The following is a 25731-nucleotide window of genomic DNA, read 5'->3' on the forward strand; positions in this document are numbered from 1 at the left end:
CCCCACCGTATCCTTGCTTATTGTGGCATCCCGTCCAGGACCAGCCGCGTCGTCATCTCAACGCCATCCCGCAGAAAATCCATTTCCGCCCCATCACCCGGACGTCGCAGGAACAGCGCCGTCATCGCGTCCGTGGGGCGATCCATTCGTCGACCGTCAATCTGTCTGATCACATCGCCGGGAAGAAGGCCCGAAGCGGCTCCCCCGCTACCGGGCCGGACGGCCCGTACCAGCACACCAGATCCATCACGGCGATCCTGCAAGGTCAAACCGGCAAAGCCGACACCACTGACGCTGCGAACAACTTTTCCGACGGCGATCAAATCGGTGGTGACACGCCGCAGCAATTGGTGCGACACCGCCAGATTGAACCCGGCATCCGCATCCGAGTCCTTCGTGATAATGGCCGACAGCATTCCGACAAGGCGCCCTTGATCGTCGATCAAGGCACCGCCGCTCGCCCCCGGGTTCATAGCCGCGTCGGTCTGAACGAAATCCTCAATCGCGTTGAACCCCATTCCGGTGCGCCGAACCGCAGAAACCACGCCGCAGGACAAGGAGAGGTCGAAACCGAAAGCATTGCCGATGGCGCATACCGATTGACCGACCCGGGGATCCGCCCCCGCCTCGAAGGGCGGCAGCACCGCGTCTACGCGGAGGACGGCGATGTCGGTCGCCAGATCGCCCGCCACGATGGCCGCGGGCAGAATCCTGCCATCCGGCAGCCGGACCGAAACCGACAGAGACCGCTCGACCACATGCAAAGCCGTCGCGATATGGCCTGACGCGTCGAGCACGACACCCGTCCCTTCAGGCGCCGAGCCGGCGGGAACATCCGGACCGCCGCCCTGGGGCAGACCCGGCCAAAGAGGCAATACGCTGACAACCGATTGAAGGGCATTATCGACCGTCGAGACACGGTCCTCCGCGACAGCCGGACAAACGCCAACAACGGCAAGAACTAGACAAACCGTCACGGCATTGCAGACGGCACGCCTCATTGGCCAGGTCCGTTGCCGGTCTTTGCCTTCAGGAACTCGACTAGGGCGTCCCGGTCTTCCTTCTTTGGAAGTTTCTGCAGCGGCATCTTGGTGCCAGGGAGCATAACGTCCGGACCGACCTCGAACAGACGGGAAATTGTCTCCGGTGTCCAAACGATATCCGCCCCCGTCAGCGCGTCGGAGTACTCATACCCCGGATGCGTGCCGACCTTTCGACCGAAGATCCCGTCCAGGGTCGGACCGGCGCGATGCTTCCCGTCATCGGAAAGCGAGTGGCATACCGCGCATTTCCGGAAATGGAAACTTCCCCTTTCGACGATATCGTCGGAATCCTTCATTGCGGTGCTGACACGCTCGATCGGCTGGAAAGGCGTCGTTTCGCCGCCGATCGGTTGTCCGGTTTCGACGAACCACCCCCTGGCCACGCTGTCCACGCCGGCGGCATAGACCTGGTCAGCCACCGGAGTGAAAGCAATGGACCAGACCGCGCGATAGTATTCGACGGGCAAACGTTCCTTAGGCTTGTCTCCGCCTTCCCAAAGTAGCAGATAGCCGTCCGTCGCGCCCGAGGCGATGAGCGAACCGTCTTGGTTCACCGCCACGGCGAGGACCGCCCCCTCATGCCCGGAATACTCATGCCGTTCCGAGCCATCCGACAGATCGAAGGCCCGTACCTTTCCATCCGCCGCGCCGACCACCAGCACCTTACCGTCGCCGCTCACCGCCATATCGTTGACGGGAAAACCGGTCGACGCGATCAAACGGGCCTCTCCGCCCGCTGGATCGACCGGCCAAAGCCAGACGTGGCCGCCATAGCCACCGGAAAGAACGAATTTGCTGTCCCCCGTAAAGGCGACAACATTCACGCTGGCGCGGTGGCCATCGAAGCTGCGGATTTCCTTGCCTGTCGTCGCGTCCCAAACCTTGGCCAGGCGATCCCAGGCGCCGGTCGCGATTAATCGGCCGTCCGGCGACGCGGCCACCGAGACAGCCTTTTTCGAATGAGCCTCTATCGTGGCGAGAGGCTTCGCCGTTTCCGCATCCCAGAGCCGGAGGGTACCATCATCGCCGACCGAGGCGATCCGGCCCTCATCAAGGAAAACCGCCGCATTGACCGCCGCTTCATGCCCGACAAATTCCAACCGCGGTTCGTTCGACGCGAGGTCCCATAGAATGACGAGATCGTCAAAACCAGTGGTTAGAGCCCGCTTCCCGTCCTTCGAAATAGTGATGTCCCGGACGGGAGCCGTATGGGCGACAAGATCCGCGCGGGCGATGTGCACGGCGCCCGGCAACAAGCTTGAAAAGAAAACGGCCAGGACGCCCCAAAAGAGCGCCCCGACCGTCCCTGTATTCCGATGCAAACAAACCATGATGCGATCGCCGGCGGCACCGTCTATTCCGCTGGCATCTTCCCGGCGTGCTTGCGCTCGACCTCTTCGACCCAGAGGCTGTGGTGTTCCTTGGCCCAGTTCAAATCGACTTGACCGGTCCCCATTGCATCGAAGGCACCTTCCATGCCGATGGAGCCGATATAGATATGCGCGATAATGATCACGATCATCGCCAGTGCCACGATCGTGTGCCACAACTGCGACAGTTGCTGCTCCTGAACCGGTGACAGTTCCGTCGGCAAGTTGAAACCGATCATGTTCAACGCCGCAAAGGTCTTCGCGAACATGGCCGGCAGTTCACCGGGGAACATCAGGCTGAGACCAGACAAGGACAAGGAAACACCGCCCAGGATCGTCGCCCAGAAGATGATCTTCTGACCGCCGTTGAATTTCTTGGCAGGCGGGTGAACGCCCTTGACCAGCACGCCGCCGCCCATAGCGGCCCATTTCAGGTCGGTCACGTCCGGAATATTGTGGCGTACCCACATCACGAAGATCAGGACCAGGCCGACCATGAAGGTAAATCCGAAGTAGTGGTGGATATGCTTGCCCACATAAGCGATGGCGGCATAGGCCTCATGCCCGATCACCGGGATCAGCACGGTCTTGCCGTACAGCATCCAGAGGCCGGTGAGTCCAAGAAGGACGAAGGAAACGGCCGTCAGCCAGTGCCCGATCCGCTCGATCAGTTTGAAACGCTCGATCGTCTTTCCGGCAGGACCGTGATCGATCTTGATACGCCCGCGGACGGCGAAAAAGACCACCAACAGGACGATGATGGCACCCAGGCCGTAGCTGCCGTACTGCTGCAGCGGACCGTTCCGGATTTCAAGCCAACGCATGCCGGAACTGACCGTTCGGCCATACGCCCCAGCAGCTTCACCGGCCGTCAGGACCGGATTCTGGATCAGCACATTGGCGTTGAAACCACCGGCACTCGTCGTTCCGGTGGCACCCTGTTGAACCGCGCGCCACTGGTCCGCGTCACTTGCGGTGCCGAGAGTATTGCCGGGGACGGCACCGCCGACCGCCGTGTCCGGCGGGCGAACCGACGATGACTCCTGCGCCTGAACGGGCAAGGCGTGCATCAGCAAAACGACAACCAGCGCCAGGGGCGCCAAGAGGCCAGTTATTCTTTTCATCGCGATCATCGACCGTTCCATTCTTCCCTCCGCAGTCCGGTCATACACGAAGACTGAGCCTTTTCGCTACCGGTCTGTTTTATCGGATAAAATACAGGATTCGGATTTCGGCGGCACTTATGCCCCGGATCCCTTTCCAAAGCCCAAGCGATAAGGGAGGCGACCCTGCCAAGCACGGTCGCCTCCCCCATCAACTGTCACGCAGCCGCGAAGGCCGGATTACGACCCGCCCTTCTGTTCATAGGCGGTGCCCCAACCCCAGGCGCCGCTGCCGAAGCCACGGGCGACGACGCGTTCGCGGTAGATGTTGGAAACGATGTCCCCGTCACCGGCAAGCAAAGCCTTGGTCGAGCACATTTCCGCGCAGAGCGGAAGCTTGCCCTCGGCCAGGCGGTTGCGGCCGTATTTCTGGAACTCGGATTGCGACATGTCCTCTTCGGGACCACCGGCACAGAAGGTACATTTGTCCATCTTGCCGCGGCTTCCGAAGTTGCCCGCCTGCGGGTATTGCGGCGCGCCGAACGGGCACGCGTAGAAGCAATAGCCGCAACCGATGCAGAGGTCCTTCGAGTGAAGCACCACGCCGTCGTCGGTCTGGTAGAAACAATCGACCGGGCAAACAGCCATGCAGGGCGCGTCCGAGCAATGCATGCAGGCCACCGAGATCGACCGTTCGCCGGGCTTGCCATCATTGATGGTCACGACCCGCCGGCGGTTGATACCCCACGGCACTTCATGCTCGTTCTTACACGCGGTGACGCAAGCGTTGCATTCGATGCAGCGTTCGGCGTCGCAGAGGAATTTCATTCTAGCCATTTAAACGTCTCCTCAAGCGCGTTCGATCCGGCACAGCGTAGCCTTGGTTTCCTGCATATTGGTCACCGAGTCATAGCCGTATGTCTGTGCCGTGTTTGTTGATTCCCCAAGGACATATGGATCCGCCCCTTCCGGGTACTTGCCGCGCAGGTCCTCGCCTTCGAAATGCCCACCGAAGTGGAAGGGCATGAAGGCGACGCCGTTGCCGACCCGTTCGGTGATCATCGCCATGACCTTGACCTTGGCGCCTTCCGGCCCGTGGACCCAGACCATGTCCTTGTCACGGATACCCAGGTTGTTGGCGTCACGCGGATTGATCTCGACAAACATGTCCTGCTGCAACTCCGCAAGCCACGGGTTGGAGCGGGTCTCGTCCCCGCCGCCCTCGTATTCGACCAAGCGGCCGGATGTGAGGATGATCGGGAAGTCCTGCGAGAAGTCCTTCTGCTGGATCGATGCGAACATCGTCGGCAGACGGTACATGACGCGGTCCTCGTAGGTCGGATAGTCGGCGACCAGATCGCGGCGCGACGTGTAGAGCGGCTCGCGGTGCGTCGGCACCGGATCCGGGAAGTTCCACACCACGCAGCGGGCCTTGGCGTTCCCGAAAGGCGCGCAGCCATGCTTGATCGCAACGCGCTGGATGCCACCCGAAAGGTCGACCTTCCAGTTCGTCTTTTCCCCGGCCACGGCGTCGATCGCTGCCCGTTCCTCGTCCGTGAGATCCTTGTCCCAGCCGAGTTTGGTCAGCATCGCCATCGTGAATTCGGGATAGCCGTCCTTGATTTCCGAACCGACGGAGTAGGAACCCTCGGCGAGCAGGTTCTGCCCATCGCGTTCCACCCCGAACCGGGCACGGAAGGTCAGACCGCCTTCGGCAACCGGCTTCGACGGATCGTACAGGTTCGGCGTTCCGGGATGGCCCAGTTCCGCTGTTCCCCAGCATGGCCAAGGAAGACCGTAATAGTCCCCATCGGCCGGACCACCCAGCGCTCGCAGGGTCGTCTTGTCGAAGGTGTGCTGGTTTGCCATGTGCAGCTTCAGTCGTTCCGGCGACTGGCCGGTATAACCGATGGTCCACATGCCCTTGTTGATCTCACGCAGCGTGTCTTCGATGCTGGGTTCGTCATTCTCGACCGGGATGTTCTTGAACATCTCGTCCGCGAAGCCGAACTTCTTGGCGAACTTGTACATGATCGTGTGATCGGGCAGCGACTCGAAGAGCGGTGCGACGACTTGATCACGCCATTGCAGAGACCGGTTGGACGCGGTGACCGAGCCCCGGGTCTCAAACTGTGTCGCGGCCGGCAGAAGATAGACACCGTCCTTCCGGTCATGCAGCACGGCGCTGACCGTCGGATACGGGTCGACCACGACCAGCAGGTCCAGCTTCTCCATCGCCGTCTTCATTTCCTTCAGACGGGTCTGAGAGTTTGGCGCGTGGCCCCAGAAGACCATGGCCCGCAGATTGTCGGGCTGCTGGAAGTTCTCCTTGGCTTCCAAGACACCGTCGATCCAGCGCGAAACCGGAACACCGGAGGCTTCCATCAGGTCCTTGGACTGGAACCGGCCCAGCATGTAGTCGTAATCGACATCCCAGACGCGGGACCAATGCTTCCACGCCCCCGTGGTCAGGCCGTAATAGCCCGGAAGGGTGTGGCAGAGCACACCAAGGTCGGTCGCACCCTGGACGTTGTCGTGGCCGCGGAAGATGTTCGTACCGCCGCCGGAAACGCCCATGTTACCCAGAGCCAGCTGAAGGATGCAGTAGGCGCGGGTGTTGTTGTTACCGTTGGTGTGCTGCGTACCGCCCATGCACCAGATCACGGTCCCCGGCCGGTTGTTCGCCATGGTGCGCGCGACACGCTTCAACTGCGAGCCGGGAACACCCGTCACACGCTCGGTCTCTTCCGGCGTCCAACGCTTAACTTCTTCCTTGATCTGATCCATGCCCCAGACGCGCTGGCGGATGAATTCCTTGTCTTCCCAGCCATTGTCGAAGATGTGCCAGAGAATGCCCCAGATCAGCCCGACGTCCGAGCCCGGACGGAACCGGACATATTCATCGGCATGCGCGGCCGTGCGCGTGAAGCGCGGGTCGCAGACGATCAGCGGTGCGTTGTTCTGTTCCTTCGCCTTCAGGACGTGGAGCAACGACACCGGATGGGCTTCCGCCGGGTTCCCGCCGATGATGAAAATGGCGCGGGAATTGTGGATGTCGTTGTAGGAGTTGGTCATCGCGCCGTAGCCCCAGGTGTTGGCAACACCCGCGACCGTGGTCGAGTGACAGATACGCGCCTGGTGGTCACCGTTGTTGGTGCCCCAGAAGGCGTAGAACTTACGGAACAGATAGGCCTGTTCGTTGTTATGCTTCGCCGACCCCAGCCAATAGACCGAATCCGGTCCGGACTGTTCGCGGATCTGCAGCATCTTGTCGCCGATCTCGTTGATCGCGTCTTCCCAGGAAACGCGCGTCCATTTCCCATCGACCAATTTGGTCGGGTATTTCAGACGGCGTTCGCCATGCGCGTGCTCACGGACCGAGGCCCCTTTCGCGCAATGGGCGCCCAGGTTGAACGGACTGTCGAAGCCGGGCTCTTGACCGACCCAAACACCGTTATCCACTTCCGCGACGACCGTGCAGCCGACGGAGCAATGCGTGCAGACGCTCTTGACGGTCTGGACGGTGCGGCTTGCGCCCGCGGATTGCGCGCGCGCCTTGCGGGTAACCAGACCCGCGGGGGCGGCCGCCGCGACGGCGGCAGAACCGGCCACAAGACCGGAACGGGTCAGGAATGTACGTCTATCGACGACTTCGCCGCGGCCTGCGCCTGCGGCTAGCGACGCCCGGGGGCCGAATGCAACCCCGTTTGTCTTTTTGCGAAGCATACCCTTCTATCCTTCTGATCGAGCGATCCGGCTTAACTTTCCCGCTATTTTGCAGGATATTTCAGTGCCTTGCCGGGTTTCGCTATCCCTGTTTTCCAGGTTCGTCGGTCATCGTCGGCGCCGCGGATGGTGTGCATCCGTCTGCGCGCCGGGACACCTCAGAACTTGGCCGAATTGTAGTAAGTCTTTACGTGGACGGACTCGCGATAGTGCTGACCGTCGGGTGTTTCCACCTCGGCAGCCTGCGCACCGCTGGCCGCAGCCACGACCGCACCCAATCCAATCGCGGCGCCCTTACCGGCCGCCCCGAAGAAAGCGCGACGGCTGACTTCTTCCTTGCTTTGCTTTGCCATGCTCAAAAGTCTCCCGAATATGCCGATGCGGAGTTGCCTCAATACCGGCGGTGAAATTCATGCAGAACGAAACGACTGAACCCGAGACAATCGTATAGCGCCATCAGGCGCGCGCGATCATCGAGAACCCTTCCTCCTCGATCGTCATGAATACTTCGCCGATCCGCCCGATCGATCGGTACAGATCAGCTTTTTTCGCCGACTGAAGATCAGCGAAAAACTTGCCAGCCCACGGTTTCATGTGAGCAGCGAAAAACCGTTCCTGTTCGTATAGGGTGAATTCACCAGCGCCAGTCCCTTCGACGAGATGGCTCATCACGTCACACAAAGCGGCGATGTGATCTTCCGGTTCACTGACGCCCATGGCCCGCTCGAAACCGAGTTCGTCCAAATCTGCGCGCAGTTCCGCGAGCGGCTTCTCATTCAAGAAACCGGTCAAATAGTAGCTGGCGAAAGGCAGCAGCTCCCCGCGGCCGACGCCGATGAAGAGGTCGTGATACTCATGCCCAAAAGCAGATTGATCCGCATTCTCAAAAGCAGACACGAAACTCTTGAAAGACCGACCCAATTCGGAATCGTCACCGGCGAAGTACGCGGCCGTTTCCACATCCTCCTGCTTCGGAGCCGCATACAGCGCTTTCGCGAGGAATGAATAAACGACGGCCCGCCCGCGGTCCTCGGGGGCGACGTCATGACTTGCAGACATTGCGGAGTCCGGCACCAAAGATCCTTCCCTACCCAGTACCTTATGCGATCGCTTGTGGTACAGCCCATCGTCCAAACGGGTTACGGAGCGACCGTCCGTTATTATGTGTTTTCTTACTGTACTCTTGAACTGTTCTAAGGTCCACTAAAACTCGATCACAATTCCCTGCGACATTCTATACGCCTTAAGTGCAAGAAGCCTCTATGTGGCGGATGGCGTCGGCTGACGTTCCTCAACAACCGTACCCCCCATAAACTCTCTCTTTTCTTCTTTATTAGAATGGGTTGGGTCGAATTTCTGATCTTCTACATCAACCTCCGAAGCCGCATTTCCGTCGCTATCTTCTTCCGAAAGCTCGCTATCGGGCACAGCCTCCGCTTCACCCTCCACCCCTTCTTCCAGCGCAGCGGAGTCCGCCTCCTCCGCCGCCTCGGCTGCGCGTTTAGCCGCTGCCTCAGCCTCATAGTCGACCATGCCGCGACCGACCGTGTAGACCGATTTCATGCCTTCGACCACAGTCGCCGCGTCCGTAAAGTCCTCTCCGTAATCGATCAGCCCGTCCAGATTGGCGAAGACGGAATCGGAGAGCCACAGTTTGCGCAGCGCCAGATTTCGGACGCTGTCGGACACCTTGTCGGACATGAAAGGCGTATAGTCGGACGTCGAATCCAGGGTTTCCAGATCCGGCAGTTCAGGCCCTTCCTCGACCTCCGCACCAACCTGGTCTGTCGATGTTTCCAAGCCAGAGTGCTGGTCAAGGTCCTCGTCCCGATGCTCGGCGGTCACGCCGTCAGGCTCATCGGCCGTGACCTCTGCCTGCTCGACGGTTGCGATCGCCTCTTCCGCATCAGGAACCGCGAAGCGTATACGCGATTGCTGCCTCGCTTCGCTTTTCAACCGCGACCAACGGGAAAGACGGGAGTCGGAACCGCTCATTCTCCGCCCTCCTCGACAAGGTCGCGCGGATTACGTCCATAGAACCGTTGCTCGATCGGGTGCAGGACCTTCCCGAATTTGGGCGCCTCCTGCTTAAAATCCTTGCGCTTCCGTTTCTTGAACGGCTCGTCAACATGGTGCTGGTCGATGAAATTCTGCAGCCAGGCCGCCATACCATCCGGCATCGGCACCTGTTCGACGATATCGTCTCCGGTATCGAGGTAATCCTGTGCCTCATAGGGCGAGACGGTTGCGAATACCGCGCGGATCTCGGGATCCTCTATCTCTTCGGCCATTCGAAGAACGACGTAGACGCTCGGCCGTTTGCTCGACAGGTTGACTTTGTAAGCTTCGGTTTCCTTGCGGAAGATCTCGACCGTCAGTGTCCCGATGAGGAACTGTTCATAGCCTTCCCCCTCACCCGTCTTGACCCAGCCCGAGTGCTTGCCGGCGCCGGGAACGACCGCCACCGGGATCCATTTGAATTCCTGCCACGGGTGATCGATCCGCCGTTTCTCGGCGACGATACCGACAGGCAATTCATCCCTGATCATCGATGCTGCTTCTGTCTCCGAAACATGATCGGACACATCTACTCTCCCAACCCGACGCCGAAAGCATCTCGGCGCCCTAATCACCCCACCTCTTCGCGAGTGGTCATACCAATCAACATATCACCGGGACGGGCTGCGTCGAGGGCTGCAAACCCGAGACGTACAATAATTTTTTTCATTCGGCCTCCGGCGATCGGCGAAGCCGGAGGAAACGACAAAAATCAACACTTTCCGCATATCGTGATCGTCGGACGTAGCGAAAGAAAAGACGTTGCAGCTCTCACCAGTCGCCCCCAATCAACGACTCTTTGCGGTCCGGCTACATTACGGCGCGCTCAGCAACAAAGACAACAGCTGTCAACAAAACCAACGACTTCCCTTGTTGCGCCCCCCCAAACTTACCCTAGGTTGTTGTTTTGGTTTTGGTATCCGAACAGCCTCTTCGGGGCTATCAACCGGTCGGCTGCTCGATTGGGTCGTCCGAAAGAGACGGAGCACATGATGACGGAGCACATGATGAAAAGTCTTACCCGAATTGCCGCGTCCGCGTTGGTTGTCCTCGGACTGGCCAGTGGCTATGCGGCCACGAACTCGGCGGCCGCGTTATTGTTGCAGGTCGATTTCACGGTGAACTTCGAGACTACTTCCACCGCGGAGAATGCTTTCGGCATCTTCGACGGCGGGACAACCCCCGTCTTCACCGGCCAAGCCGTTTTCGATTTCACAAGCGCGACGATTCCAGCGTCAGGCTTTGCCAACATCGGGAATTTCACGAGCTTCGCCCATTCATTCTCACTCCAAACCGGTACACAAACCTGGGGTTTGGACGATGTCGTCATCGACGCTACACTTAGCACCTCGCTGATAGATGCTGATCGGGTCGATTTTCTTTCCGGCGATTTTTTTGGCTTCCTGATCTCACTGCAGGACAGCGGGGCCAGCGCGGTCCTTGCCATTGAAAATACCCTCTCCCTTGACGACGGCGACGGTCGCACCGCCTTCTGCAACGACTGTGTGAGTTTCACGACAACGGAATTGAGCGAACTGCCGCCCGTCAGCGAAGTGCCCGTCCCCGCCGCGCTACCGTTGCTTCTGACCGCACTGGCGGTATTCGGATTGGTTCGCCGCCAAAACAACAGCACCGCCTGACTGAAAGCAGCCTTCTACCCGTCGTCCTGAGACGACATAATGAGACGGCCCCGTAGTTCTGCGGGGCCGTTTTTCGTCTCAGCCCCATTCTATCCAACGCTTAGCCGGAACGCGCTTCTTCCATCGCAACACTGCTGTTTGGATCCTGCATGAACTTCTTGACCTGTTTGGTCGGTCGAATAAGGTGTTCGAAGTTATCAACACAAAAACACACAAAAAGACACTGAACGCGCTAGTGAGTGGGAGCTTTCGTGCAGGAACTTCAATCCGCCTTTTGGGAAGCTGGACGGCTGCTGCTGACCTTCGATTCGGATCTCACCGAAATCGTATCCCTGTCCCTGCGCGTGACGTTAAGCGCGGTCGTCATCGGCTGCCTGATCGGATTCCCTTTCGGCGCCTTCCTGGCGGTTGCCCGTTTTCCCGGCCGGACCGCGATCGTCGTTGTCGTGAACGCTTTCATGGGATTGCCGCCGGTCGTGGCGGGGCTGTTCCTTTACCTGCTGTTGTCGCGATCCGGGCCGCTGGGCCCGCTCGGCCTGCTGTACACGCCGACCGCGATGATCATCGCCCAGGCCGTTCTGGTCACGCCGATCGTGACCGCCATGACCCGGCAGGTCATAGAGGACCTGTATCAGGAATATGACGAGCAGTTCCGCAGCATGGGCCTCACCGGTGCGCGGGCCGTCCCCAGCCTGCTTTGGGACGCGCGTTATTCCCTGATCACCGCCGCCTTGGCCGGGTTCGGGCGCGCCGCGGCGGAAGTGGGCGCGGTGCTGATCGTCGGCGGCAACATCAATCACGTGACGCGCGTCATGACGACCACCATCGCGCTGGAAACCTCGCGCGGCAACCTGGCCCTGGCCCTGGGCCTGGGATTGGTGCTGATCACCCTGTCCCTGCTGATAAACGCCGCCGTGATGAGCCTGCGCGGCAGCGCGAAACGGATGGCCTATGTGTGAGGGAACGGCAGGCGTCGCGCTGGATTTCGCCAAGGTCGCCGGCGCAGCCCGAACCGCGGGCGCATCGCTGCTGCCGGTCTCGCTGGAGGAAGTACGTTTCGGCGTCGGAGAAAAGGAACTGCTGCACGGGATATCCCTGACAATCAGTGCAGGAAGCCGCACCGTGATCATGGGGCCGAATGGCGCCGGGAAGAGCCTGCTGCTGCGGCTGCTGCAGGGGTTGATAGAGCCGACAGGCGGCCAAATCCTCTGGCGACAGGACTGGGGTAAGCGAAAGGATCCGCGGGAGGGACGTTCCAGCGGCACGCCGCCGGTTTCAATCGTCCTCCAGCGTCCGGTTCTTCTGCGCCGGTCGGTTGCCGCCAATTTGACCCATGCCCTTCGGGTCATGAACATCCCTCGGGCCGAGCGGTCCGCGAGGCTCGACGAACTCTTGACCCTCGGCAATCTGCAGCAACGCCGCAATCAACCGGCCCGATCGCTTTCGGGCGGGGAACAACAGCGCCTGGCGACGGTCAGAGCACTCGCCGGAAAACCGGACATGCTGCTGCTGGACGAGCCGACAGCCAGCCTCGATCCGCAGGCCACACAGGACATTGAAGCCCTGATCCAGCGCAGCCATGCCAATGGCACCAAGATCGTCCTGGTCACCCATGATCTGGGACAGGCGCGGCGCATCGCCGACGACGTGGTTTTAATGGCCAACGGCCGGATCGCGGAAACGGGCCCGGCCGACACTTTCTTCAAGAACCCGCAATCGACTGAGGCACGTGCCTATCTCAGCGGGCATCTCGTTATCTGACCAACTTGACCGGAAACCAATCCGGTCCAAACAAGGGAGTGAATAATATGAACGGATCCTTCACACGCCGCGCTGTCCTTGCGGCCGCCCTGGCCGGCGCCGCGTTGCTCGGTCTTGGACAGGCTAATGCCGCGGAAAAGCCCTTCATCATTGTCCAGTCCACGACGTCGACTTTGAATTCCGGTCTCTACGATTATTTGCTGCCGATTTTCGAGAAGGAAAAAGGCATAGAAGTCCGCGTCGTGGCGGTCGGCACCGGCCAGGCGATCAAGAACGCCCGCAACGGCGATGGCGACGTATTGCTGGTTCATGCCAAGAGCGCGGAAGAGAAGTTCGTTGCCGAGGGCTTCGGGGTGAAGCGCTCGGATCTGATGTACAACGACTTCGTCATCGTCGGCCCGGCATCGGACCCGGCAGCCGTTGCCGGCATGAATGACGTGAAGGCGGCCTTGTCGAAAATCGCCTCATCGGCGGCGGCATTCGCCTCCCGCGGTGACGATTCCGGCACCCATAAGAAGGAACGCAGCCTTTGGAAATCGGCCGGAATTGACCCGTCCGGTGCCTGGTACCGGGAAACCGGGTCGGGCATGGGTGCCACCCTGAATACAGGGATCGGCATGGGCGCCTATGTCATGACCGATCGGGCAACCTGGATCAAATTCGGCAACAAGGGCGACTACCAGATCGCCGTCGAAGGCGACGCGGCCATGTTCAACCAGTATGGCATCATCGCCGTGAACCCGGAAAAGCACCCGCATGTGAAGGTCAAGGAAGGCCAGGCCTTCATCGACTGGATGCTGTCGCCCGCCGGACAAAAGGCGATTGCCGAATACAAGGTGGACGGCAAGCAGCTGTTCTTCCCGAACGCGGACAAGGCAGGCAGCTAAGCCCCGACCAGTTCTGAAAAGGCGGGCGCCGGGTCATCCTGGCGCCCGTTTTTCATGTCCCGCGCACCGGCGTCGTGCCCAGAAGCGAAATGTCGTATCCGCCCAGCCCATCCGCCTTTTCGGCGAAGGCATCGTCACGCGCGAAGACCAACAGCGCTTGAAAGGCGGGCGAAAAGAAATCCGCCTGCGTGATCAGGATATCGTAGCGCTCCGTCGCGACCGGGACGAAGGTCAGTTTGAACCGCCGCGCCACCGCCTCAATCCCGAAAGCCGCATCCGCCTGCCCTTCCAGCACGGCCAGGGCAGCCTCGGTCTCGGTCCGGGCCGTCGTGGCGGACCAATTCACCGCCTCCACACCGCCCTTTTCGGCGGCCTGACGCTCGAGCAATCCTTCCAAAAGGACCCGGCTGCCCGCGGTTCCCTGCCGCCGCTGCACCCGCAGGCCCGATCCCGCAAGCCGCACCAATGGGGCGGCGTCCCCATCGGGCAGCCCCGTATCCGGATGGAACATCAGACCTTGCCGGCGAACCGCCCAGGTCACGAGGACCAAGGACGGGTCCTCTTCCCGGGCTTCGTCCAGCAGATGGAAATTATGCGCGGTGCCGGTGGGATCCGGCACATGAATGCCTGCGAACAGCGCCTCTCCGCGCCGGAACCGGGCGAAACCGTCCAGCGAACCGTCGAACATCGGCCCGATGCCACAGCCGGATTCCGCCAATGCCCATTCCAGCAAAGGATCATGGCTGCCCGCCGCCACCAGGGGCCGCTCCACATGGGTTCGGGCACCGGCGGTCGAGGTTCCGGATTTGATCCAGTCCCGCAGCAGCGCCTTCGGAAAAAGAAGCTTCCCCGTCACCTTCGTATGCGGGATCTGATCTTCCGACACGAGTTCGTAGATTTTCCGTTCCTTCACGCGCAGCAAGGCGGCGACCTCCGCGGTCGTCATCAATGTGTCCGGTCCGTCCTCAAAATCCGTCATTTTTCCATTCCGCCGCTTCGTCCACCGGCAAATGTCTAGCGGTTCCGTGAATTCTTCAGGCAGGTCGCCAACCGAATTGTCTTCTCTGAAACAAAAGCTATTTTCGACGGCACAACAAGAAGCCGGATTCAGAACTCCGGTATTGGGAGAACTTCCACAACCATGACGGACGCCGCGAACAAGCCGGGCACGGGTCAGGTTCCCGCCCTGCCCCCGATTTTTACGCCGATCCTGGCCGGCCCGACGGAATCGCCGCTCGACCTCGCCCTGGCCGCGGTGGACCGGGAGGAAGATGCCACCGGCACCGTCGTGGTCGCCGATCGCGCCGATATCGCCGATGCAGCCTTCATCCTTGGCCCAGATCGCCCCTTGATGGACGCATTGAAGGTCGTCCATGTGATGATGGTATCGGTCAATGACGCGTTGGGGTCGATCATCCCGCCGCAGATCGCCATTACCTTCGGCTGGCCGGATAGGATCATGATCAACGGGGCGTTGGCCGGCGGTTTGCGCCTGACCCTGCCCGAGGAAATCGGACCGGACTCGGCAAAGGCGGATCCCGTGCCGGACTGGATGATCCTGCGGGTCACCATCGACGTGCTGGGTGAGCCCACGAGCGACGCCTTGGGCAAGCCGGTGGAGCGAACCTCGCTGATGCACGAAGGCTGCGTCGATGTCGCCCCGACCCTGATCGTGGAGAGCATCGCGCGGCATTTCCTGAGCTGGGTTTCGAAATGGGAAACCGATGGATTCGATCCGGTGCGCAATGCCTGGGACGGCCGCGCCGAGGGTTACCAGGAAAAAGTCGCCTTCAAACTGCCCGCCGGCTCGATAAAGGGACGGTTGCTGGGCTTGGACGAGGACGGCGGCTTGATGGTGAGCCGCGACGGCAAGAAGCGCCGAGCCCCATTGCGGTGGCTGCTGCAGGGTGCAAGCTGGAACGAGAAATAACAGACAGTGATGACTGACGCACAATCCGCCTCCGCCGGAGGTTCCACGAAACTGCCGAAGACCATGCGGCTCGATCAGTCCGACGAGTATGCCTTCGAAAGCGCTGCCCCGGCCGGTGAATGGGCAATCCCCGGCGGGTTTGAATTCGCCGGCGCCGATCCGGATGCGATGACCTCTAAACAGCGCCTGGCCTTCGGTCAGGGTTTCCTGGGGCTCGGCGGGTTCGGCCGCTCGACCCTGGCCGTCGTCTCAACCGCCACGCCGGCGGAACGCGATGAGGCCGTGGCGCAATTGGCCCGCCACCTGATCGACGCCTATGGGGCGCCCTCCGAGGAAGCGGCCCGTCAGGCCGCAGAGCTGGAGATCGCCTTCGCGGAAGAACTCTGCGAGGGCCAGGCGGTCGGCCGCTTGCTGATGGTCGAACGGGAGATCGAGGACGGCCAGATCATCGAACGCTTCCGAACCGCAGCCCGGCCGGACAAGTTGGACCATACGAAGATCTGGACCCTGGTGCCGGATGATGAGAACGGGAACGACGCATGATGGATTTTTGGCGTACCAGCGGCTTCCACATTCTGGAGCGAACCCCGGAAGGCCGCCTTGCGGTTACCGACGACTATTGCCGAGCCTTCTGGCGACGGCCGGAGGTCGCGCCGGTGGATGAATCCTGCGACGCGGAGCGGGCGCTGCACGCGGCGATGCTGGAGACCCCGACGGCGGAACCGGATGCGGCCCGCCTCGCCGAGTTCAAGGACAAGGACGCCGCGGACAATTTCCGCATTCTCAGCGGCTTCCTGCGTGACTTGAAAGCGGCAGGCACGTTGGAGGATTACTACCTTGCTCTTTTCCGGGGCGGTCGGATCGCCATTCCGCCACTGTTCATCGACCAGATGGCTCATGCCCTGACGCGGAACGTTCTGGACGGTGTCGCCAACCCACTGCAAGCGCGCGCCGGGGAGCTCTTTTTCCGGTCGCAGCGCACGACCATCGACGACGGCGCCATCATGATGGCCGACGAGGATACGGTCGAGATGTATTCCCAGACCGGCGGATTCGGTGACCTCGGCCGCTTGCTGATGGAAGGTCAGACCGCCCTGCGCGAAGTCACGCTGGACGTTCTGACCGAGGAAAACTGCGATCTGTATTGGGATCGATCCGACCGCTTCGACACGGTGTTGGACATTACCTTCCCGCGCCCCGGCCTGGATGCGCTATGCCGCGCCATGGAGGTCTGGATCGGGCATTTCCTGGGACTGGAAACGCGCATCCACCCGGTGCAATCGATCCGTGACGAGCGTTGGCGCTGGCATGTCGGCCTGGACACCACATCGACCGGGATCCTGAACGCGCTGTATAATGGCGAGGACGTGCCGGAGGAACGCATGGCCCGATTGCTCAGCCTGTTCCGGCTGGAGATCAAGGACCAGGCGCTGGTCTTGGACGACGTTGCCGGCAAGCCGGTCTATCTCGGCCTCGCCATGGACGAGACCAACCGGGTCCAGATGAAGCCGCAGAACCTGCTGGTGAACCTGCCGCTGAAAACGGCTGGCTGACGTAACACGCTGAAACAAGGGAAGGAAAACAGATGAACGAAGATGCCTTCAACATGTCGATCCGGAAATTCCTGAAGAAGGTCGGTGTGACCTCGCAGCGGGAAATCGAAACCGCCGTCCGCGCGGCCAGCGATGCCGGCAAAATCGGCAACGGGCCGCTGAAAGCCCAGGTCCGCCTGACCGTAAACGGCGTCGACCTGGACGTCACCATCGATGGGGAAATCGAAATCGGGTGACCGGACCCGGCGCCTATTCGGCTTGGAGTGGGAAACATGTCCGACGAAATCGTCAGGGTTTTCGAGCGTCTGCCGGCGCTCTTCGCTCTCTCTGAGCCTCTTGTCCGGCGCTCAGCGCGGGCGTGCTTCGTCCTGCTGCTTGAGGCCGGGACGGACAAACGGCGCCTGAAACTTGAACCCGGCGCGCTGACAGTGCAGACGGCGGATGGACCGATGGCCGGTTGGGACGTCGCTTTGCGTGCCGGACCCGATGCCTGGATCGACCATTGGTCACCTCTTCCGCCGCCCAGCGCGTCCGACATTCTGGGTATGCAGCGCCATGGGCGGATGAAGATCGAAGGCGACTTCCTGCCGTTGATGCAGCATTTGCAACTGGTGAAGGACATTCTGGCCCTGCCGAGGGGGTCCGTGTCATGAGTGCCGCATTCGACCCCATCATCGGCCGTTACCTGCGTCTGGACATCGGCGGCGAACCGCACCGGCTTTATGTCGAGGAAGCGGGCCAGGGCATTCCCCTCCTTTGCCTGCACACGGCCGGCGCGGACGGGCGGCAGTATCGCGGGCTGATGCTGGATGAGAATGTCACGAAGAACTTCCGGGTCATCGCCTTCGACATGCCCTGGCACGGCAAGTCGAGCCCGCCGGAAGGCTATCAGGACCGGGAATACAAGCTGAGTACGGCGGATTATGTCGGGCAGATCCTGGCGGTCTGCGACGCACTGGAACTCGACCGCCCGGTGGTGCTGGGCTGTTCCATCGGCGGGCGCATCGTCCTGCAACTCGCCGCCGACCATCCGGACCGATTCCGCTGGCTGATCGGCGCGCAGGGCGCGGCCTGGCAGGCGCCCTGGTACGATACCGACTGGCTGAACCGCCCGGACGTGCATGGCGGTGAGGTCTGCGCCGCCCTGATCTCCGGCCTCGTCGCCCCAGGCGGCCCGCCGGCTGACCGGCACGAGACCCTGTGGCACTACATGCAGGGCGGTCCCGGCATCTTCAAAGGCGACCTGTGGTTCTACCGGGTCGACGGCGACCTGCGCGACACCATCAAACGGATCGACACAAAGCGCTGCCCGCTGACCTTGATGGCGGGCGTCTACGACTTCTCCTGCCGGCCCGAAGACATGCAGGCCACCGCCGACGCCATACCCGGCTGTGAAGCGATCTGGATGGAAGGCCTCGGCCATTTCCCGATGAGTGAGAATTACGAGCGGTTTGCGGAGTACCTGCGCCCGGTATTAGGAAAGATAGCTGGTTGAGAAATTCGAATTGACCCGGACGCCGTGCCGGTTCATTCGAACACAAGCCCCAGATCCTTCCGTTTCTTCTTCGACAAGCCCGACGCCACAATCCGGTGACTTTCGGTGAGGTATAGTTTCAGGCCTTCGTCGTCGAGGCCGGGTTCTTCGTAGTGCTGGATCCATTTCATGCCGCGCGACGCCAGATAGGGTGCGGGGCGGAGACCCGGCATCTCCTGGAGGATTTCGTAGGAGAGGTCCGAGGTCTTGAAGGTGATGCCGACGCTACCGTCCTTGTCCCAGCCGCCGATGGCGAAGACCTTGCCGCCGACCTTCCAGACATGCGACCCGCCCCATTGGCAGACATAGGTCGTCGCCGGCAGGCTGCCACAGAACGCGTTGTATTCCTCGTAGGTCATGGCCGTCCCCCTTCCCGTCATAGAATTGGGGTGGAGGTCGCCGAACTCAAGTTTCCTCCCGCACCAGCGGGACGGAAAGGTAATGACCGAATTCCTCGCCCAGATTGCAACTGACGCGCGCATGCACGGCACCCTGCCGGTCGAGGAAGCGGAAACTGGCGGACGCACTGAAAATGCCTTCGTGCCAGATATTCGGATGGATATACAGGCCGCGCGTGCCGTCGCACCAGAGCGCGATCACGTTCTCCGGCTTAAGATCATCCCCCGGCAGGGCGACGGGCACCACGAAGGGCTTGTTTTCCAGCGGATAGAAAAGCTGGCCGCCGTCAGGATGGTAGTTCATGTGCCAGAGCAGCACCTGGTCGCGCGGCACCGTGCGCGAATGTTCTGAGGCCTCCTGCGGGTCGCGGCTCCAACCCAGAACGTAATAGCCGTGCACGGCTTCGTTCCGCCCGAACAGCACGTCTCCTTCCCATTCACAGGTGAATATCCCTTCTACCGTTCCCCCTTCGTCGCCGCTATCCTCATCCACCGGACGCCAGCCCTGGGCCGGCCAACGGGTGATTTCGATATCGAACAATCCGGGATCGTCAACCAGGGCGCCGTATCCTTTGACGCTCTCTTCCGTCGCCACCACCAGGGGAACCTGAATCAACGGTAGTGACGGTTTATCCGACGCCTTGAATATGTATTGGGGGATTTCGCTCATCCTTGAGGCAATCTCGTATCGATCTTGTTTTGTTGCATATTTAAGACATCGCTTCGCCCCTTGCCAGACCGACAAAGGGCAGATTTGTCACATTGGCAAATGGCCCAACCCTGGCGTAATGATAGGAATTAGACGCATTTTACCCACCAGCTCATCCACCGGCGATCGGACCATCCGGAATACCATGAAACGGCTTCGGCAAATTCGCAGTCTGGCATTGGTGCCGGCAGTCTTCTGGCTGCTGATCCAGATGTCGATGACCGGCGTTGCCGCGGCCCCGGTGTCCTCAATCGGCGGACCGGACGACCTCGGCTGGAAAGCCCTGGGGTTGGAACAGGTTGCGATCTGCTCGCCGGACGGAACGGTCACCCTGGACGCCGGGGCAAACGGAAGCAGCGGCCAGCCGCATGCCTCGCATTGCGAATGGTGCCAGGCCTTCGGATCGATCACCGCGCCACCCGTTCCGGACACCACCGCCACAGCGACCCAGTATTCATTACCAGTCAAATATCGTCTCGCCGCTGCCCGCGCTGTCCAGCGCGATGGCATCCAAACCGGCTTTAGCTGCCGCGCCCCACCCGCTTGAACAGCACTGACCAGAAATAAACCGCCGCCCCTTCCGGAAACAGACCGAGGGCGGTGACCCTGTGCTTGTTCAAGAAGGACTTTTTCATGTCGTACAAACTTGTTCACGGCATCGCCGCCGCGGCGATCGCCCTGACCCTTTTCGTCGCCACCAAGGCACATGCCGCCACCATCACCGACGTTGCCGGCAGAACCTTAGTGGTACCGGACGACCCGCAACGTGTCCTGCTCGGTTTCTATTTCGAGGATTTCTTCGCCATCGTCGGGCCGAAAGCCTACGACCGCGTCGTCGCCATTTCGAAGGACACCTGGCATGGCTGGCGGAACCTGCAATGGAAAGCCTATTCGAAGACAACCCCGCGAATAGAGGAACTGATCGACATCGGCGAGGTCGAAAGCGGAAGTTTCTCCGTTGAAGCCGCAATCGCCGCCAAACCGGACGTCGCTATCGTCGCCGCCTGGCAGTTCAACATGATGGGCGACGCGGTCGCCAAGATGGAAGCGGCCGGCATCCCGGTCGTGGTCGTCGATTACAACGCCCAGACGGTCGAGAGACATGTCGCCTCCACCCTGGTGATCGGCACGGTGATGGGCGCCGAGGACCGGGCCCGACGATTGGCGGACGAATATGCGGACGCGGTCGCCGAGGTGAAGGCCCGTGTGGCCGCCGCCAAGGGCCCTAGGAAGAAGGTCTATGTGGAACTCGGCAATAAAGGCGCGGACGAACCCGGCAACAGCTATGGCGACGTGATGTGGGGCGGCGTGATCGCGGCCGCAGGCGGACAGAACATCGCCAGCGGCCAGATCGCCGAATGGGGCGTGTTGAGCCCTGAATACGTCCTTGGCCAGAACCCGGATGTCGTGCTGCTGGCCGGGTCCGGCTGGGCCAATCGGGACAAGGCGGTGCTGATAGGGCCGGGGGTCGATCCAGCCATCACCCATGACCGCATGCGCCCCTATCTGGGTCGCGCCGGCTGGGCCAACATGGCGGCAGTCAAGGCGGGTGAGGTGCATGCCATCTATCACGGCGGTGCGCGGACCCTCTACGACTATGCGTATCTGCAATACATCGCCAAGGTCCTCTATCCGGAGGCCTTCGCCGATATCGACCCGCAGGAGACGCTGAAACGTTTCTTCAGCACCTATCTGCCGATCGAAGCGGACGGCACTTACATGACGCGGCTGCCGTGATGGATGCCGCCTTTCCGGAAAAGGACGCCCCTGCGGGGGCGTCCAGCGGAACCGCGACGGCACGAGAGCAAGGCGGATACCGCGCACTCATCGCCCGGCGTTTGGGCGCGCTCTTCGGCACCTGCATGCTTCTCGCGGTTTCGTGTTTCGCGGATATACTGATCGGGCCCGCCTTCCTCGATGTGACGCAAGTCCTGGGGGCTCTGTTCCAACCCGGTTCAGCCGATCAGACGGTCGCCGCCATCGTTCATATCATCCGACTACCGATGACCTGCATGGCCCTACTGGTCGGGGCGGCGCTCGGCATTGCCGGAACGCATATGCAGACCATCCTGGGCAATCCGTTGGCCAGCCCTTACACGCTCGGATTTTCCGCCGCCGCCGGGTTCGGGGCTGCCGCCGCAATCCTGCTGGGGCTGGCGATCCCGTGGCTGCCGGATCTCACCATTCCTATCGCCGCCTTCGCGATGGCTGGCCTTGCCGCCGTCACCGTATACGGTTTCTCGCAACTGCGCGGCATGGGTGCAGACGTCATGGTGCTGGCCGGGATCGCGACCCTCTTCCTGTTCCAGTCTCTGCAATCGATGGTTCAATACCTGGCCTCGCCCGAAGTTCTGCAACAAATCGTCTTCTGGCTGTTCGGATCCATGCTGAAGGCGAATTGGACGAATGTTTCGATCACCGCCATCATCGTTCTGGCCGGCGCCGCGGCCCTGATACCCGACCTGTGGAAACTCACCGCGCTACGCCTCGGCGATGACCGGGCAGCCGCTATCGGCGTCGATGTCCGGCGCTTGCGCATGAAGGTGTTTGCCGTCGTGGCGCTGCTTACGGCCGGAGCCGTTTCCTTTGTCGGAACGATCGGGTTCGTCGGTCTTGTCGCACCGCATATCGCACGCATGCTGGTCGGTGAGGATCAACGCATTCTGGTGCCGATGGCCGCCGCGACCGGCGCGGTCATCTTGGTCGGCGCGTCAATCATCTCAAAACTGATCTCCCCCGGCACTGTGGTCCCGATCGGGATCGTGACGGCGGTGATCGGTGTTCCCTTCCTTTACTCCCTGATCCTCAACCGAAGCAGGAGGATATGGTGACCCTGACGATCGACAATCTTGAAGCCGGATACGGGTCCGTCCCGGTCATCACCGGGGCCTCGGCCAGCGTTCCGTCCGGGGAATTGACGGTCCTGATCGGACCAAACGGCACGGGCAAGTCCACGTTACTGAAGGCCTTGGCGGGACTGGTCCAGTCAACCGGCAGGATTTCGATCCACGGGGCCGACCTCCCGATAGGGAAACGACGCGACACGGTCGCCTACATGCCGCAGGATACCGGCGCCTCGTCGTCGCTGACCGTTCTGGAAGTGGTGCTGCTGGGACGGTTGCGCTCCCTGGGGCTCACCGTTCCCGAAACTTTGTCGCGGGATGCCTCGCGAATGTTGCGGCGCTTCGGGATCGACGATCTGCAGGACCGAACGCTCGACGCCTTAAGCGGCGGCCAACGGCAATTGGTGTTCCTCGCCCAATCCCTGTTCCGCGCGCCACGCGTCCTACTGTTGGATGAACCAACGGCAGCCCTGGATCTTCGTCACCAATTGGTCGTACTAAACGCGGTGCGCGATCACGCCCGCGCACATGGCATCGTCGCAATCGCGGCTATGCACGACCTGGCCCTGGCGGCACAATTCGCTAATCGGATCATTTGCCTGAGCAGCGGCACCATCGCGGCGGAGGGCACGTCACGCGAGGTCCTGACGGAGGACAGGGTACGGTCGGTCTATGGCGTGGAAACCGCCATCGCGGACACGCCGGCAGGGTTCCTGAGCATCACGCCGCTGCGCCCCTGCGCCTGACGGGCCGACGAAAGGTCGACATCGGGGCGTGATGTTTCACCCTTCTCCGTTTTCCTCTTCGCGTTCGCGGAGATAGTCCTCGGTCGTCCGGGGAACCGGCCGTTCGCCGAGTTTGAACGGCCCTTCCTTCTGATCGAACTGGGCCTGGACGCGGCAGTCCTCGCACATCTTCAAACGCTCCGCCGCCGCGCCCTGGAACATCCAGTGCTTCTCCGCCAGCGTGTTCATCATTTTCTCAATCGTGCTCTTGGACGCAAAGGGTTTGCCGCAGGAGACGCATTCGAAAGGCTCTTCCTCGTAAACCACATGCCGTTCGACCGCCGCGGCAGTGAAATTGAACCGCGGCTCCAAGGTGATGACCTTCTCGGGACAGGTGCTTTTGCACAAACCGCACTGAATACAGGCTGCTTCCTGGAAACCGAGTTGGGGCTTGTCCGGATTGTCCGTCAACGCCCCGGTCGGACAGGCACTGACGCAGGACAGGCAAAGCGTGCAGCCCTCGGTATCGACATTGACGGATCCGAACGGCGCCCCCGCCGGCAGGCGAATGGAATCGACCGGCGACGGTGCATTGGCATGCAGATGCGTGGACGCGGACCGGATGTTGGTGCGTTTCTGCTTCTGCGGATTGAAACCTGCCGCCGGCTTCGCGACGGCATTTTCCGGAAGCTGATAGAGCAGATCCTCAACCGGTTGGGGATCATCCTCCAGGACGAGCGATACAAGACCGCTGTCGTAACCGAGGCCGGTCGCAACGGCTTCCGCCATGGCGATCTGACCGGCGAGCCCCTCTATTTCGGCCCGCTTGGACGTCGGCCCGACGATTACGATACGCCCCGCCCCATAAGCCAGCGCCGGCAGCAGGAAATCCAGACCGACCTGAGTGATTTCGTTGACTTCGAAGGGCAGGACATTGGCGGGAAGCCCCCGGCCATAACGTGCCATGGCTTCTATTGCCGCCGGACCGTGCCGCGGATCGTGGATCAATAGAATCGGGTCCTTGCCGCCGGCCGTCGTGAAACTCGACAGCATTGCCCGCCCCCGCCGCAGAAGCGCCTCGGTAGACGGTGCCGCATATCCCGCCGCCCCGGTCGGACAGACGCTGTTGCAGGCCCCGCAGCCGCCGCAGAGATAAGGATCGATGGTGACGTGATCGCCGTCCGGCTTGATTGCGGAAGCCGGGCACACGTCGAGACAGCGGGTGCACCCGGTCACGCGGCTGCGGGAATGGGCGCACAATGCTTCCTGGAACTCGACATAGCGGGGCTTCTCGAATTCGCCGACCATATCGGCAATTTCGAAAAGCTTCCTGAAAAGGCCGGGCTTGTCCTGCGGATCGAGCTTGTAATAGCCGTCGCGCCGTTCATGCGACGGAAACAGCGGCGCGCGGCCCGACAAATCGACGATCAGGTCGCAACGAGCCGCGGCGCCGTCGCGTTTAATATCGAACTGCAAGCCGTCGCGGGAGGATGGGCGAACCGGCGCATAGCCGTTCACATGGATTTCAAAATCGCCCAAATGGCCGCTTGCACCGGCGATCTTCCCGGACGCGATCATCAAATCCATCGTACCCAGCGGCGTGAGATCGCCGATATCGGTCAAGAGCAATGAGACGTTCAACCGGTCCTTCAGAAGCGATGCGGCTTCCAGGGCGGCGTCCCCGCCGCCATAGATCAGGCATACCCCGCCTGACAGCATGTCGACGGTCGACACATCCGGCATGCGGACATCAGCCGATTTCAGAAGGGCGAGCATCTTTGCCGCCGCGTCCTTCCCTTGATCGGACCAACCAGCCTGTTCCCGGATATTCACGAAAGACGGGCGAGGATCGATTTCGGCTTCGACAAGTGCCTCGTCAAAGGTTTGCTGTTCCTGCGTGCAGGCAACCGTCAAGCCGGATGCGGTCCGAGCCTCGTCGATGAAACGGCCGAGTTCGCCGCGACACAGTTGGGTGAACCCCGCTTTGGCACAGCCCTCCGCGAAACCGCCTTCGAGAACGGCCCGATCCAGGGCCATCGTCCCCTCGCAGTTGCAGATCAGGACCTTTTCTTGCCGCTTCGGCGCGACACCCGCATCGCTCATACTCTCACCCGCTAAAAGACAGATTTTTAATTTTTCGCATCGTTGAAAGACAGTACCGCGCCCGGGTCTTTCAAAGGGACTTATAGGCCCGCCAATTCACGAAACCATGCACCCCACGTTCGATAGAGACCGACCGTTTGGCCTTGCTCTTCGGATTGAGTTGGACCGCTTGATACTGGTCTGCATTCGGATGCGTGAAGGCCAGTTCAACAGCATCCGTTTCCGACCGGGCGGCGACGATCATGACGACGGACGGATCCTTGTTAGAATCCGGATAGCAATCCAATGCATATACATGCATCTGGTACTTCATGCCCCCTCCCGCTGGACGATCCGCCCTATTGTTGC

Annotated in this window: 28 protein-coding genes; 14 read left to right on the forward strand and 14 right to left on the reverse strand. The window is 61.3% G+C overall.

All coding sequences use genetic code 11. The features are described 5' to 3' along the window. Positions 1–17: 17 nt before the first annotated feature. The 9 genes from ACQK2G_RS12405 to ACQK2G_RS12445 all read right to left on the reverse strand — a co-directional run bounded on the left by ACQK2G_RS12405 (position 18) and on the right by ACQK2G_RS12445 (position 9827). Positions 18–1001, reverse strand: a complete 984-nt coding sequence (locus tag ACQK2G_RS12405) for a S1C family serine protease (protein WP_425405344.1) — start codon at positions 999–1001, stop codon at positions 18–20. Continuing rightward, positions 998–2374 carry a c-type cytochrome gene (locus tag ACQK2G_RS12410; RefSeq protein ID WP_425405345.1) on the reverse strand — a complete coding sequence of 459 codons (1377 nt, stop codon included), beginning with the start codon at positions 2372–2374 and terminating at the stop codon, positions 998–1000. The genes ACQK2G_RS12405 and ACQK2G_RS12410 overlap by 4 nt, the downstream gene beginning before the upstream one ends. A gap of 23 nt (positions 2375–2397) precedes the next feature. Continuing rightward, positions 2398–3558 (reverse strand): formate dehydrogenase subunit gamma, encoded by a 1161-nt coding sequence (locus ACQK2G_RS12415; protein WP_425405346.1) that lies wholly within the window; start codon positions 3556–3558, stop codon positions 2398–2400. A 198-nt stretch (positions 3559–3756) separates the two neighbouring features. Next, positions 3757–4353, reverse strand: coding sequence for a formate dehydrogenase FDH3 subunit beta (gene fdh3B, locus ACQK2G_RS12420; protein WP_425405347.1), 597 nt, complete (start codon positions 4351–4353; stop codon positions 3757–3759). A gap of 12 nt (positions 4354–4365) precedes the next feature. Beyond that, positions 4366–7242, reverse strand: a complete 2877-nt coding sequence (locus ACQK2G_RS12425) for a formate dehydrogenase subunit alpha (RefSeq protein ID WP_425405348.1) — start codon at positions 7240–7242, stop codon at positions 4366–4368. 158 nt (positions 7243–7400) lie between these two features. Beyond that, positions 7401–7595 carry a hypothetical protein gene (locus ACQK2G_RS12430; RefSeq protein WP_425405349.1) on the reverse strand — a complete coding sequence of 65 codons (195 nt, stop codon included), beginning with the start codon at positions 7593–7595 and terminating at the stop codon, positions 7401–7403. Between the two features lie 103 nt (positions 7596–7698). Further along, positions 7699–8301: a TorD/DmsD family molecular chaperone gene (locus ACQK2G_RS12435; RefSeq protein ID WP_425405350.1), complete on the reverse strand. Its 603-nt coding sequence runs from the start codon at positions 8299–8301 to the stop codon at positions 7699–7701. Positions 8302–8502: 201 nt separating this feature from the next. After that, positions 8503–9237, reverse strand: a complete 735-nt coding sequence (locus ACQK2G_RS12440; RefSeq protein ID WP_425405351.1) for a DUF3306 domain-containing protein — start codon at positions 9235–9237, stop codon at positions 8503–8505. Beyond that, on the reverse strand, positions 9234–9827 hold the full coding sequence (locus tag ACQK2G_RS12445) for a DUF3305 domain-containing protein (RefSeq protein WP_425405352.1): 594 nt from the start codon (positions 9825–9827) through the stop codon (positions 9234–9236). Before ACQK2G_RS12445 ends, ACQK2G_RS12440 begins: the two co-directional genes overlap by 4 nt. 462 nt (positions 9828–10289) lie before the next feature. Here ACQK2G_RS12445 and ACQK2G_RS12450 point away from each other — a divergent pair, with 462 nt between their 5' ends. From ACQK2G_RS12450 to ACQK2G_RS12465, 4 genes are all read left to right on the forward strand, one after another. Beyond that, the gene (locus ACQK2G_RS12450) at positions 10290–10940 is read left to right on the forward strand and encodes a VPLPA-CTERM sorting domain-containing protein (RefSeq protein WP_425405353.1); all 651 of its coding nucleotides are present in this window, start codon (positions 10290–10292) and stop codon (positions 10938–10940) included. Positions 10941–11191: 251 nt separating this feature from the next. Next, entirely contained in the window at positions 11192–11899 is a 708-nt protein-coding gene (locus ACQK2G_RS12455; protein ID WP_425405354.1) for an ABC transporter permease, read from the forward strand. Continuing rightward, positions 11892–12701, forward strand: a complete 810-nt coding sequence (locus ACQK2G_RS12460) for an ATP-binding cassette domain-containing protein (RefSeq protein WP_425405355.1) — start codon at positions 11892–11894, stop codon at positions 12699–12701. Before ACQK2G_RS12455 ends, ACQK2G_RS12460 begins: the two co-directional genes overlap by 8 nt. 47 nt (positions 12702–12748) lie before the next feature. Then, positions 12749–13588 (forward strand): extracellular solute-binding protein, encoded by an 840-nt coding sequence (locus ACQK2G_RS12465; RefSeq protein WP_425405356.1) that lies wholly within the window; start codon positions 12749–12751, stop codon positions 13586–13588. A gap of 52 nt (positions 13589–13640) precedes the next feature. Here ACQK2G_RS12465 and ACQK2G_RS12470 read toward each other — a convergent pair whose 3' ends face one another. Further along, entirely contained in the window at positions 13641–14567 is a 927-nt protein-coding gene (locus ACQK2G_RS12470) for a substrate-binding domain-containing protein (protein ID WP_425405357.1), read from the reverse strand. A 162-nt stretch (positions 14568–14729) separates the two neighbouring features. On the opposite strand from ACQK2G_RS12470, the gene ACQK2G_RS12475 reads away from it, so the two are divergent. The 6 genes from ACQK2G_RS12475 to ACQK2G_RS12500 are packed head-to-tail and all read left to right on the forward strand — an operon-like array spanning position 14730 to position 18566. After that, on the forward strand, positions 14730–15518 hold the full coding sequence (locus ACQK2G_RS12475) for a biotin/lipoate--protein ligase family protein (RefSeq protein ID WP_425405358.1): 789 nt from the start codon (positions 14730–14732) through the stop codon (positions 15516–15518). Between the two features lie 9 nt (positions 15519–15527). After that, on the forward strand, positions 15528–16061 hold the full coding sequence (locus tag ACQK2G_RS12480; protein WP_425405359.1) for a DUF6505 family protein: 534 nt from the start codon (positions 15528–15530) through the stop codon (positions 16059–16061). Continuing rightward, entirely contained in the window at positions 16058–17071 is a 1014-nt protein-coding gene (locus tag ACQK2G_RS12485) for a DUF6352 family protein (RefSeq protein ID WP_425405360.1), read from the forward strand. The genes ACQK2G_RS12480 and ACQK2G_RS12485 overlap by 4 nt, the downstream gene beginning before the upstream one ends. 32 nt (positions 17072–17103) lie before the next feature. After that, positions 17104–17307, forward strand: a complete 204-nt coding sequence (locus ACQK2G_RS12490) for a DUF6494 family protein (protein ID WP_425405361.1) — start codon at positions 17104–17106, stop codon at positions 17305–17307. A gap of 36 nt (positions 17308–17343) precedes the next feature. After that, on the forward strand, positions 17344–17724 hold the full coding sequence (locus tag ACQK2G_RS12495) for a hypothetical protein (RefSeq protein ID WP_425405362.1): 381 nt from the start codon (positions 17344–17346) through the stop codon (positions 17722–17724). Further along, positions 17721–18566: an alpha/beta fold hydrolase gene (locus tag ACQK2G_RS12500; RefSeq protein ID WP_425405363.1), complete on the forward strand. Its 846-nt coding sequence runs from the start codon at positions 17721–17723 to the stop codon at positions 18564–18566. Before ACQK2G_RS12495 ends, ACQK2G_RS12500 begins: the two co-directional genes overlap by 4 nt. A 32-nt stretch (positions 18567–18598) precedes the next feature. On the opposite strand, the gene ACQK2G_RS12505 is transcribed toward ACQK2G_RS12500, so the two are convergent. Both ACQK2G_RS12505 and ACQK2G_RS12510 read right to left on the reverse strand, forming a co-directional pair. Then, positions 18599–18964 carry an MmcQ/YjbR family DNA-binding protein gene (locus ACQK2G_RS12505; protein WP_425405364.1) on the reverse strand — a complete coding sequence of 122 codons (366 nt, stop codon included), beginning with the start codon at positions 18962–18964 and terminating at the stop codon, positions 18599–18601. Positions 18965–19010: 46 nt separating this feature from the next. Further along, a complete protein-coding gene (locus ACQK2G_RS12510) occupies positions 19011–19673 on the reverse strand; it encodes an ureidoglycolate lyase (RefSeq protein WP_425405365.1) in 663 nt (220 codons plus the stop codon). Between the two features lie 184 nt (positions 19674–19857). Here ACQK2G_RS12510 and ACQK2G_RS12515 point away from each other — a divergent pair, with 184 nt between their 5' ends. From ACQK2G_RS12515 to ACQK2G_RS12530, 4 genes are all read left to right on the forward strand, one after another. After that, complete coding sequence (locus ACQK2G_RS12515) at positions 19858–20259, forward strand: hypothetical protein (RefSeq protein ID WP_425405366.1); 402 nt, start codon at positions 19858–19860, stop codon at positions 20257–20259. An 86-nt stretch (positions 20260–20345) separates the two neighbouring features. Further along, a complete protein-coding gene (locus ACQK2G_RS12520) occupies positions 20346–21449 on the forward strand; it encodes an ABC transporter substrate-binding protein (protein ID WP_425405367.1) in 1104 nt (367 codons plus the stop codon). Beyond that, on the forward strand, positions 21449–22543 hold the full coding sequence (locus tag ACQK2G_RS12525) for a FecCD family ABC transporter permease (RefSeq protein WP_425405368.1): 1095 nt from the start codon (positions 21449–21451) through the stop codon (positions 22541–22543). The genes ACQK2G_RS12520 and ACQK2G_RS12525 overlap by 1 nt, the downstream gene beginning before the upstream one ends. Further along, a complete protein-coding gene (locus ACQK2G_RS12530) occupies positions 22540–23301 on the forward strand; it encodes an ABC transporter ATP-binding protein (RefSeq protein WP_425405369.1) in 762 nt (253 codons plus the stop codon). The genes ACQK2G_RS12525 and ACQK2G_RS12530 overlap by 4 nt, the downstream gene beginning before the upstream one ends. A 36-nt stretch (positions 23302–23337) precedes the next feature. Here the strand turns inward: ACQK2G_RS12530 and ACQK2G_RS12535 are convergent, their stop codons facing one another. Continuing rightward, a complete protein-coding gene (locus ACQK2G_RS12535; RefSeq protein WP_425405370.1) occupies positions 23338–25383 on the reverse strand; it encodes a 4Fe-4S dicluster domain-containing protein in 2046 nt (681 codons plus the stop codon). 70 nt (positions 25384–25453) lie between these two features. Continuing rightward, the gene (locus tag ACQK2G_RS12540; protein ID WP_425405371.1) at positions 25454–25696 is read right to left on the reverse strand and encodes a hypothetical protein; all 243 of its coding nucleotides are present in this window, start codon (positions 25694–25696) and stop codon (positions 25454–25456) included. Positions 25697–25731 lie beyond the last annotated feature (35 nt).

This window comes from Hwanghaeella sp. (assembly GCF_965227365.1).
Lineage (GTDB): Bacteria > Pseudomonadota > Alphaproteobacteria > UBA8366 > Aestuariispiraceae > Hwanghaeella.